Origin of the sequence: Chlamydia ibidis 10-1398/6, from assembly GCF_000454725.1 — a bacterium.
In the GTDB taxonomy this organism is placed as follows: domain Bacteria; phylum Chlamydiota; class Chlamydiia; order Chlamydiales; family Chlamydiaceae; genus Chlamydia; species Chlamydia ibidis.
The window spans coordinates 354,576-367,143 of the sequence record NZ_APJW01000001.1 but is presented as its reverse complement, the minus strand read 5'-3'; the positions used below and the strand labels follow the sequence as shown (position 1 = coordinate 367,143).

Below are 12,568 nucleotides of genomic sequence, written 5' to 3'. Positions count from 1 at the left end.
ACAATTGGGATGGGAATCACTATCATGCGCAACTTATTTTCTTCCGCGTATTCTAAACCCCTTGTTTACCTATGCCTAGGTTACGGTTTGGGAAGTTCTTTTTGTTTCGGAGCGTTTCCAGGAGTAAACATTTCGAAAACAGACGAAGCTCTTTGGTCTTCTACAGATACATCGATTTTCTTCTTATCTGACAATACCACATTGCTATCCCCAAATATCTCCGCAGGCTCCACATTATTCAAATCTTCATCTTCGGAAATTAATTTTTTAGGTAGAGGGTTTTCCTTAACGATTAATCCCACCGATGGAGCTATGAGTTTAATTAGCACACCATCCTCCGGAACTAACCAACTCAATATATGCGGATTTCGTAGTTTATCTATATCAGGTTCTCAAACGACAACCTCTCCAGTATCTGCAGTAGGAAATATTATGTTCTCAGACAATTCTTCTGTAATGTTTTCTGGGAACTCCTCTAAAGCACACTCGGCACTAACTGCTGCCTTACATACTGGAAGTAAGGAGTCCGCAGCAACCTTACAATCCGATGGTGGCGCTGTACAATCTACAGGAACTTTAGGAATTTGCAATAATAAGAACGTTTGCTTCTCCTCAAACTTCTCTACGAATAAGGGAGGGGCGATATCCTCAGGCTCTTCTGTTATAGAAGGCAACCGCAGATCTGTAAAATTCCAGGGGAACTTCTCTGCAGACTGTGGAGGTGCTCTTTACTCTTCTGGATCTTGCAATATTATAAATAATATCGGAATAGTAACTTTTACAAATAACACAGCAGCATCTACAGAATCTGTAGCTGTGCTTGCCACCGAACCTACTCCTATGCACTCGGGAGGAGCTATTTCTTGTAATGCTCTAACTATCGAGGGTAATAAAGGTCCCGTAATCTTCCAAAGCAACCAATCTTCGGGTAGCGGCGGAGCTGTACATGCTACAACAAATCTAACTGTTCAAAATAACGGTCCGGTAAGCTTCTTAAATAACCAAAGTGCTCAGTCTGGAGCCATTAGTGTAGGCACACCAACTGCAAAAACAGTTAAATTAAATGGTACTAGCCCTGCAACGTCAACCATCACCCTATTTGCTGACTATGGTAATATCGTGTTCGATGGGAACGTCATTGTGTCCAATGGTACAGGGAAAGAAAAGAAATCTCCTGTAGTAACACCAGAAAGATCTGCATTTTTAACCACTAATGGTACTTCGGTACAAGTTGGCGCAAGAAAAGGGTATAAAGTAAGTTTTTATGACCCCTTTACTCATGGATCAACAACTCAAACATTAACAATTAATCCAAATCCTGAACATCAAGGTACCGTTTTACTGTCTGCAGCTAATCTTGACTGGACACAGTATTTAGTAAAAAAATCTTCTCCTTCCCCTAGCGATATGACAACTACATGTTCGGGACCTGCGGAATTATGTAGAGGAATTTTATGTATCCGAGACGGAGCTATTTTCTCAGCTACAAAATTCACACAGTCTGGAGGAACAGTTCTCTTAGGTAATGGAGGAAAAATCACTACAACAATACCCGCTGCTACTTCCCCCTCAGAGCTAAACGCAGAAACCAATCCGCAGATAGCCCTTACCTGTTTAGGGATTGATATTGATAGTCTGACACAATCACTTGGAGTTCCGACTATTGAGGTAACACAAGCACCAGCGGAAGCAGCGGCGGCGGCTCTTGCAGAAAAAACTGGAACAGCAAAAGCTATCACAATTACAAGCTTGCAGCTCCTTAATAGTGACGGAAATTCTCCCTATGAGGAGAGTCCTTTATTAGCCAAAAGCTTTACTGACATGACCCTACTGAATCTTACGGAACCCACTGCTAGTTCTCCTGGTGTTGGAGGATTAGCACCAGGAGTTGGAGGTGCTCTACCACATACCAAACATAGTGATTCAGAAAACCAAAAACTGTCTCCTGTCTACATGCAAGGAGGCACTTCTCTGCAATCTGTCTCTGTTACTCTCACCAACATAGACACTTCTGGATTAAGTGCTAATAGTTTAAATAGCCAACAACACTATGGCTATCAAGGAACCTGGACAACAGAGATTGCTGAATCTACTAGTGGAGCGGATGGAGCAAGAGCTGGAGGAAATACAAAAATACTCAAGGCTTCTTGGACACCTACCCATTATGTTGTTAACCCAGAAAATACTGGATACATAGTACCTAATATCCTCTCTCAAACAGCTTTTGAAACAAAAGCCTTTTTATCCAGTATGGATTCTATGTTTGGGAAAGGAGGAGGGAAATCTTCCGGAAGGAAGATTGATGGACAAGTCTCTGGCTTGTTCATCCACCACGGGAAATCTAAAGATCCTAAGGGATACCATAGCAAAACATTACGCTATGTTATTGGTGAGTCTTTGGAGCAATTCAATGATCTTACATTAAACTTCTCTCAGACATTTGGACATACTTACGAAAATTGTTCGCAGAATAAAGTTATGTCCCATGGGTATCTTGTCGGCCTACACTTACGTCTACCCCGTGTGCATCAATCTATGCACACCAAAGGTGCTCTGTCTTATGGGTACTTTACTCATCATATGACGTCGTTATATCCTACCTTGCTAGGATCTTCGGAAGGACGCTTCCACGGAACTTCCTGGGGAGCATCCATGTCCTTCTACTTTACAGGACAATTACCTGTGTATTTCTTCCATTCCTTTACACATATGTCTCCTTTCGTTCAAATTGTCGGGCTAAGGTCTTCGCAACCTATATTTGAAGAAACAGGAGATCATCGCCGCAAGTTTAAAGTGAATAAACGCTTATACCATGTGGCAATACCTGTAGGAATAGAGGGACAAAATACATGGCATTTCCTAAAGAATCCTGCGATTACCGAAGCTCGTATTGCTTATCATCCTGTTGTTTTGAAAAAATCAATAGAGGCTCAGGGAATTATGTTGTCTAACCAAGGTAGTTGGTCTGTGAAAGGAGCACATCTTACAAGACACGCAGTTTCTGTAAGCGTGAAAACACTTACTTCATTATCAAAACATTTGCAAATAGCTGCGGAATACCAAGGAGAGTTTTCTAACCTATTGAGATATCAAAACGTCCAGCTAAATACGAAGCTTGTTTTCTAAAATAAACTATGGGAAGCTCAAGAGAAGAGTTTCCTTTTTGCTTGTTAAAAATTTTACTTCCAACTAACTTTCGTGCGTTCTTTTGAAGATTTTGTCGCAAGACTAGACGTGTCTTTCATCATTGAATGATAAGAAAATATGCAAAGTGTCTGTTTTAAAATCAGAAAAAATTTCTCGTTCAGGAAAAAAAATTCTCCTCTCAAGAAATAGATGAGAATACGTTCTGGAAGGATTTCAGAAGAAAATCTCTAATCTTCGTGAGAAAAAGAACGCAACGAAAGTATTCCAAAAATCTTCCTCTATATGTAGATTGTTTGCAAAACATCCAACGAAATCTAAAAGATAGAGTCTTTTTCTTCGGCAAAAGCAAGTAAGGTCTTGGTTCTTTTAGATTAGACGCGGAAAAACAAATCCGTGCGAAGTTCCCTTCGTATGGTGAGAGCATATTAATTTAGCAAGAAAATCGTGCAGAAACCTCTCCCCTGAGTGCTTCCAATGCACGCGTCTGGAATAACGCCATTGCCGTGGCTTATTCCAGACAGTATGCTCAATTTTTCCCAGAAAATTTGGAGACACTTTTTACGAACTAAATAACCAGAACAACAGGTATTATGGGATCCAAATTAACTAAATACTTTATAGCACTTTCTTCTTTTTTATTCACAAATTTTCATACTGCTCAGGCTGAAGAAGCTGCAGTACAAATAAGTGCAGAAGAAATCATCCGAAAAGAAGAGCAAGCCGTAGCCACTAGTGACCTATATGCTTATGCTTTAGCCCAATCGGGCGACATTGTCCAGACTACTTTGTATCCCACATTTCCTTCTGCTCAAAGCTTGTCGATCCACCTCTGTGGCTTCTCAGGAACAGCAGCAGGCTCTGCGTTTTATAAGCAATCTAAGGATTCTGAATTAAATACCCAATATGCAACATTAAGCAGCGGGGCAATTTTCAATCTAGATTATACTTCCTGTGATTGGTACAGCTTAGGAATAACTGCTGCAGAACAAGTTGCTAAGCATAAAGATGATGTATCTTCTATTTTCTCTAAGCACTATATAGTCGGAATCAATGGAAACGTTTCTCTATTCCATGGTAGATTTATCGTTGCTGCTGATACAGCCTACTCTTTGAATAAGATTGATCTTCCCGCAGTTTCTTCTCTTCCCATTGAACCCAGAAATATTCTCTCTGATGAAAATACTAACGGGGACCAAGATGCAAAGTTAGTTGTACCTGCGAAGAAAAAAGTTACCCCTTCTAAAAACAGCCATACTTTAAATACGGGATTAGCTTTCTACTTCCCTATACAAATTTGTGAAAACTTGAATATCGCTCCATTTATTTCTGCTAGAGCACAAACAACCAGCGAAAAAGTAACTACTGACGTCGCTAACTATACACCCAATACCTCTGTAGCCTATCCTTCTGGGTTCCAAATTTCTTACAGTATACTAGAAATTTGTGTTCCTTCTTTGTGGGAAGCAGAAGCCAGTATTGCTCCGGTTGTTCGGGCTAATGCTTATACAAAAGATGCTAAAATTAGCTCTTACATAGCTGATGCAGCATTATTAAAATTAAGTATTAAAAACGAAATGCTTTGGTCAGAATCTGTCGCATCGAAAGTAAGTTATCGTTGTGATATTTCTGGCAAATCCCAAGCACATTGTGCACAAGCAGAGTTAAAATATCTCTTCTAACTTATAGTACAGTATCTATTGCAGTTCATTTTAATAGCGAGAAGGATGTCTTTCCTCTCGCTATTTCTTTTTCCCCACAACTAATATAAAATCTTTCACATAGAGATTTTCTCCACTAATAGCATAGTGTATTCTCCTGTGTTTTCACCTATAGCAAATAGGCTCTACTTGTTTCTTTATATCGAAAACATAGAACAAATTAGGCAGGAAGCATCCTTCTATCCCTTAGGCTAGATCTAGGCAGTTAGATCCTTTAAGGGGAGGTAGTTATTACGATTCCTACATATATAGGCTTAAATATCCTCCTAAGTACTGAACAATATTAAAGTAGAAAAACTAGAGAATGTTGCATGTGGTCTCAGATGAAAAAATACTTTGCTTTAGCGCTAACAACTTTAAAGATAGTATCTGCACAATCTTTTGCTGACACGCAATACGAAGTTTTTCCCTCAGTACCAGAAATCTTAGAACTCTTAAAACTTATGCAAGTGGACTCGAAGGAAGAAGGAAACTTTTGTACAGAGACATTCTGGCAATCGGCACATCTTGCTCAATTTGCTATGAGAAAGTGCCACTTAAGTAAAGAGAGTCTATCTTGTGCTCCTAATAATTTTAGTACAGACTTATATGTAGGAGCTTTTTCTTCCATGCAGTTAGATCCTTCACAAAAAAATACACGGTATATGTGTGGAGAAAAAGAAAGCATGGCCTCTATTTCGTATACAAATGCCGATCGTATAAAAATAGGAATTGCTGCCGGTAGACATATAAGTCTAAGTATTCTTCCTAAAGATAAAGATACAGAGCGTTACTGTTGTTCTACATATAACTCATGCACTTTTTACATGGATCTTGTCTCTTTAGATAAGGGATTCTTTATCACAGAACAAGCTACGGGACTTGTGGGTCAACATGTCTCAGGATTTCTAAGTGAAAGTAAACACATTATGGATACTCTCACTCTAGGAGCATCTATGTCTTGGTATCTTCTACCCTCTAGACTCACCGGTGTTTATTTTCTTCCTTTTGCACGCTTTGAAATTCTTGTTTCTGAAAATATCTCCACAGCAAGTACTAATGAACATCAGCCTCTCATAGAAATGACTACACCCATCGGAGCAACATTAGTAGCCTCTTATGGACAGTCTCTGCCAGTCTTTGCTACTATGGAAATGTGTTACACTCCGACTGTATTACGTCAAAATCCCAAGTCGGATTGCTTTGTGGCATACTGTGAAAATCCGTATTACTTAGCATCAGCAACTTCCCCAAGTAAACATTATTTTTCTGTTCTTAACCACTTACAGATCCGTCCTTTTCCCTATTGCTTTATTTCTTTAGATTACAACATTGATCTATCTCTAACAACGTTGTATAATTCTTTAAGACTCAATACGAGCTTGCGTTTTTGACAATGCTACGTTCTTAAAAAAACTAAGAACTTCTTTCTTATCTATAACGTATGGATCCTTCAGTTCCATGCTATCTTTAAGAAGCAAACTATTCTGATAAAATTCTAGACAATCTACATTCCATTAGCATATAGGGGATATCATACGGACTTGATGTTTTGTCTCTATGTTTCCCTATTTCCGTTCTTTTACAGTTTGCACTATTGCCAGTATTCTAGGATATTGCTCTTGCTCTTTATCCAAAGAGTCCTCGCGCTCCTCAGAATTACTGGACTTCGATAACATACCCACAATCTCCACATGGTTATATATAGATTATCTTGAGAAAGCCTATCTACAAGGCAGAAGCTATACAGATATTAACGGATTGCTGGATCAATCTAACGGGAATGTAGATATCTGTGGAAAAAAATATTTTATAGCCAAAAATTACTATAAGTACAACAACGGCGGGGCTATTCTCTGTGACAACGTTACTATTGATAAGATATCTGGCCCTATAATATTTAATAGCAATAGCTGTAGAGAAAGCGGTGGGGCAATTCACGCCTATAGTAACTCGGGCGGGCGGTGTACCATCAGCAATAATGATCACCTTTGCTGCTTTTTTAATAACTATATCAATACTCCAGAATGGTTCTCAAGTTTTAATGGAGCAAAAGGCGGAGCCATTTGTTGCAGAGACTTAATAATATCCAACAACAAAGGAATCTGTGCTTTCCTCTCCAATTTCGGTTTACGCACCGGTGGAGCTATCTTCGCTCTAAGAAATGTAGAAATTACAGGAAATTCTGGCCCAATTATCCTACAAAATAACAAACTTCTTACTAGAATAAGTTATGCCACCAGATCTGGATTTGTAAAACTAGATCCAGAATCCATTGATACAAGAACATCAAACGGTGTACTAAAAACAGAAACTGTATCAAACTCCCTCCACGTGTTAGAAAATCCTAAGAATCTGTCTTCTTCTCCTGACGATATAGGTAGTCTCACTCCTTCTCCTAGAGTCAATAATCCAGGAAATTCCACTCCTCCAGATCTAGCAGAAATAAACTATGGAGGAGCAATAGCAGCAAGCTCATGTACAATTTCTAACAATAAACACCTAGTTAAATTTGCAGAAAATGATGCAGGAATGGGAGGAGCGATTTCCTGCTGGACATTAAATATTACATCCAATACCGGACTAATTGTCTTCGAGAACAACTCAGGTTTTTTGTATGAATACGCTCAATTCGCAAATCAGAAGGGTGATTTCGGCGGAGGAGCTATTCTTGCTGCTACAGCAAATATAACAAACAATCATGCAGGAATAATTTTTAAAAACAATAACTGTAAACGTAATGGCGGGGCAATTTGTGCACGAGATATCGTTATTAAAGAAAACGGCCCCATGTTTTTCTTAAACAATGGAGGTCTATACGGAGGGGCTCTTTTTGCCAGAAAACTAGCATCCCCATACACATCGTCGATCACGCTTTATGCAGATTATGGGGATATCATCTTTAATAACAATTATGCCTATGCAGGAACTAGCTCCTATAGGAACTCTATACATAGCGCCACTAACATGTACATTAAAATAGGGGCTCGAGAAGGAAGGAAAATTGTATTTTATGATCCTATAGAAAACGGGCATCAAACACAGTCAGGACGTCAAGTGGAGTTAAACCCAGAGACCTTCCAAACAGGAACTATTGTATTCTCTTCCTACACCGTCCCTGAGCATGCTGAGCTTGCTAATTTTTTTACAGAAATATGCAATCCAGCGATATTATCTCATGGAGTTTTAGCTGTTGAAGATAAAGCTATACTGGGATTATACAACTTCTCACAGCAAGCCAATACCTGCGTCCGTTTAGGAAATTCTGGCGTCATTCGCACAACAAATAAAGCAATAGAAGTCAGCGAAAATACACCAGCCAATATAAATATTACTAATTTAGGATTACATCTTCCTTCTCTTCTAAAACCCGATGCTAAACCAGCAAAAATTTGGGTATATCCTTCAGTGAGTGATAATACAGCTTCTGAAGATACTAATCCTACAATTACTATTTCCGGGTCTTTACAATTCCTAAACGACGAAAATACAGATCCTTATGATAGTATAGATCTATCTAAACCGCTAAAATCTATTCCCTTGTTATACCTATGCGATAACAGCACATCGAAAATCACTACCACAAATCTGGACATTAACACCATAAATAATGGGAATCATTATGGCTACCAAGGCATCTGGTCACCCTATTGGCATGAATATATGACCTCTGGGGGGACTACTATAAATACGGCTAATAAACGCCACAAGTTTCTCTATGTTGATTGGATGCCAAAAACATATGTTGTTAACCCCTTATATCGAGGAGAATTTGTAGCCAACTCCTTGTGGCAAAACAGTTATACTATGCTCTTAGGGTTAAAAACACTGCCCTATTCAGAAACAACCGGAGCAATAGCAAATATCACAGGTGGAGGAGCTACCTTATTAGCAAACCAAAAAAATGTTAATGGCCGTAAAGGTTTCCGGATGCACTCTGCCGGATATTTTGCAAAAGCCGGTTCTGCATCTACCACTGGTCATGGTTTTGCTCTAGCGTTTGCACAACTATCCTCGCGGGCTAAAGAAAAAGAATCCAACCACAGATTACATTACTCTTCTTATTTCTGTGGAACACATATTCGCATGCCCTGGCTTCATGAGCGTCTACTGACCACTATGTCCCTAGCATACGCTTACGGAAATAACCTATTGAAGAATTCTTACAGCAATGACCAGAAGTCTTCCGGTAATTTCCATAGTTCTACTCTGGGTTCTGAGATAGCGTTCTTTTTGTCTCCAGGAATCTTTAAGCCAAATATTACTTTACATCCATTTATAAAGCTCTATGCAATAGGCGCTACACAGTCAAAAATCGAAGAGATTGGTGACCTTACAAGAAAATTCTCCACACTATCTCCTCTAATTTATATGAATCTCCCGATAGGTCTATATGGACAAGTGACTAGACATACTCACCTCCCCTCTTCATGGAAGTGCCAACTAGCTTATATGCCTAACGTATACTTACATAAACCCAAAGTGGAAGGAATAAGAAACGTTAGCAATGGTTCTTGGATCACAAATGGAACCGAAATAAACCGACATACCATCTCTGTAGAACTAAGCAATACGACATCTCTGTTTAGCCATATGGACATGTTTATTAACTACCATGGGAATTGGTCCAAAACGACATTGAGTCAATACCTAAATGTAGGAAGCACTATAAGATTCTAGAAAATAAAGTAGATCCATGAAAACACTCCGTTTATTTCTTTATCCTATTATCTATGTATCGTCATTTCTGCTTTCTCCAATAGTGTATGGAAAAACTTCTTCTACTCTCCCTCCGTCGATTCCTAGGGATATGATAGACAAATTGTTCCCTCAGCTGCCAAAATATTTAGAAACAGAGAAACTCCTTCCTAAGAACAATCTGCATGGTCTTACTGCATTAAGTAGTGGAAATTTGCTTATTAATCGGTATCAAAACCTTTATTGTGCTCTTGATTATTCCCTAAAAAGCACTATTACTGGCGATAGTGTGACGCTAGAGGACAATACCGGCTATGTGTGCTTCGTTTCTAATTCTTCTCCGGTAGCTGGAGGACTAATCAGTGCAACTACAAATGTATGCATACAAAATAACCCTGCGAACCAATACTTCATCGATAACAAATCCTTAAGAACTACGGTTTCCTGGCAAGATCAAAGTATTCAGGCAGTAGGTGGCGGAGTAATTTATTGCGATAACTGTCAAATTAACAATAATCGAGGATCAATATATTTTGGACAAAACTCCACATCACAAAACGGCGGAGCTATCCTAGCAAAAACTAATTGTACAATCACAAATAATTCCGCTCCAATTGCTTTTGTGAATAATTTCACAACGAGATTATTAGCAAGTGAATCTAATGGTGGAGCAATCTGCACTGACACTTTTGATATATTGCAAAATTGTGGCCCTATCTACTTTATTTCAAACCAAGCGATAGACGGTGGAGCATGCCAATGCAGTACCATCAATATTAAAAAAAATACATCCAATATTTACTTTAGAAATAATAAATCTAGTTTTTATAAAATTTCCAATAACGAAGCATCTGGTGGAGCTATTCGCTGCTCTTCTGCTTTAAATATTATAGACAATCCTGGAGCTGTGTATTTCCAAGATAATTTTGCCTCTAAACAAGGTGGGGCTCTATCCGTCGTTAACTTAACTATTCAGAGTAGTGGGCCAGTATATTTTACAAATAACCATGCTAATTGGGGAGCGGGTATCATTCTTCAAAACAGTGGTACAGCGAAGCTTTTTGCCGAATACGGAGATATTGTTTTTGAGAATAATAGCGTATTTACTAATTACACTTGCCGCAACGCTATTCATTGTACACCAAACACTACTTTACAACTTGGCGCAAGGAAGAACTATTGCGTAAGATTCTACGATCCTATCCAACATGAACATACTACGAGTATTCCCCTCGCTATTAACCCAAATCCCGAACATCAAGGTATAGTCCTATTTTCGGCAGCGTACACCTCTGAAAGTATCACGGATGCCGACAACTTGACGTCTAAACTAAGAAATACGACGAATCTTCAACGTGGAGTATTAGCTATTGAAGACAGAGCAGGAGCGGCTTTCTATAAATTCAATCAAACCTCAGGTAGTTTCGTACGTTTAGGCAGCGCAAGCAGCATATCAACAATCCAAACATTCCAAAATCAACAAAACCTATCGGAATCTATAGAAGTAGAAGACAGTCCTACACTCCTTGTTACTCCAAGAATAACTAGTCAAGGTTGCAGCATCACAATTAATGGTCTCGCATTAAACTTACCTACATTCCTAAAATCCAGTGCAAAACCAGCAAAAATCTTTGTTACACCCTTGAATAATAGAGGCTCCTTCATCCCCGATACTAATCCAACAATTACTATTTCAGGACCATTGACCTTCTTAAATGAAGAAAATGAATCTCCGTATGACTCCTTAGATCTGTCGCATAGCAGAACCCATATTCCTCTTCTTTACCTTATAGACACGGACAAAAATGCTGCACGAATAAATAGTCATAGTGAAGAAACTCATACTGAAAGTCTGCAAACTAAAACTATACCTAATTATAGTATCAATATCAGTGAATTTGATGTTGGTGCAGTTAACCATACCAAACATTACGGCCATCAGGGTGTATGGTCACCTTATTGGCATGAGTATACAACAACACAAGGATCTACATACGAAACGGCAAATAACCACTACAGAGTACTCTATGCTGATTGGGCATATGTTGGTTATATTCCCGATCCGAAATACAGAACTACACTAGTTGCTAATACCTTATGGAAAGATTTCTATACTACTGTGGCTAGTATGCGTTCTCTTCCTTCTATTTCGGAATGTGAAAATTCTTCTTTTGGAGATGTCAGGGGTCAAGCTTTAGGCATCCTCACAAGACAGCAAAGTAGGGACTCTCTACCAGGGTTTCATGCAAACGCCGCAGGATACTCCGCCAGTTCCTCTATACAATCGGAAATCGGTCATCGCTGTGCTTTCAACTTTGCTCAAATATTCTCCAACTTAAAAAATAAAGAGACCGACAACAAAGTCAATTCTAAAAACTATGTGGGTGGTGTTCAGCTCCGGATGCCATGGCTACATGGTAGACTCATTACTACCATTAATAGTGCTATGAGCTATGGTTCTCATAATATGAAAACCCTATACACTGAAAACAATAAACAATCTGAAGGTAAATTTTATAGTCATAGTTGTGCTGGATCTGTTAACTTTTCTTTACCTTTACAAAAGGTTCGTGATCTCACTGTCATACCTTTTGTAGAAGTACTAGCACTACGAGGAGTTGTTTCTTCGTTCTTAGAATCTGGAGATTACGTAAGACAATTTGCAACTGATAGCCCTTTGTACCACATTTCTATACCTATGGGTATCTTTGCTCAAATTTGCTGTAGTAATGGTAGATTACCGACAACCTGGGAATGTGAACTTGCCTATCAACCTGTTGGTTATTTAAAACAGCCTAAAATAGCAACAACACTGATTGTTAGTAAAGGATCATGGATAGATGAGGGTACCCCAATATCACGAAATACTTTAGCAATAAAGCTAGGAAATCAAACCCAAATTCTTAAACACTTGAGTATATCTGTGAATTATCAAGGAAGTCTATCATCGACAACCCTAACTAACTACTTAAAATCTGGTGCTATGCTGCATTTTTAAAAAATTACTCTTATAGACCCCTAACGAT

The 12,568-nt window shown here is 38.8% G+C and carries 5 protein-coding genes; all 5 read left to right on the top strand.

What is annotated here, in order from left to right; translation table 11 throughout:
* The first annotated feature begins 24 nt into the window (after positions 1 to 24).
* Positions 25 to 3,126 (top strand): polymorphic outer membrane protein middle domain-containing protein, encoded by a 3,102-nt coding sequence (locus H359_RS01670; RefSeq protein WP_040434001.1) that lies wholly within the window; start codon positions 25 to 27, stop codon positions 3,124 to 3,126.
* Positions 3,127 to 3,737: 611 nt separating this feature from the next.
* The gene (locus H359_RS01660) at positions 3,738 to 4,826 is read left to right on the top strand and encodes an autotransporter beta-domain protein (RefSeq protein WP_020370999.1); all 1,089 of its coding nucleotides are present in this window, start codon (positions 3,738 to 3,740) and stop codon (positions 4,824 to 4,826) included.
* A 362-nt stretch (positions 4,827 to 5,188) separates the two neighbouring features.
* Complete coding sequence (locus H359_RS01655; RefSeq protein ID WP_155848242.1) at positions 5,189 to 6,238, top strand: hypothetical protein; 1,050 nt, start codon at positions 5,189 to 5,191, stop codon at positions 6,236 to 6,238.
* 166 nt (positions 6,239 to 6,404) lie between these two features.
* Positions 6,405 to 9,524 carry a Pmp family polymorphic membrane protein autotransporter adhesin gene (locus tag H359_RS01650; protein WP_020370996.1) on the top strand — a complete coding sequence of 1,040 codons (3,120 nt, stop codon included), beginning with the start codon at positions 6,405 to 6,407 and terminating at the stop codon, positions 9,522 to 9,524.
* Between the two features lie 16 nt (positions 9,525 to 9,540).
* A complete protein-coding gene (locus H359_RS01645; protein ID WP_020370995.1) occupies positions 9,541 to 12,540 on the top strand; it encodes a polymorphic outer membrane protein middle domain-containing protein in 3,000 nt (999 codons plus the stop codon).
* Positions 12,541 to 12,568 lie beyond the last annotated feature (28 nt).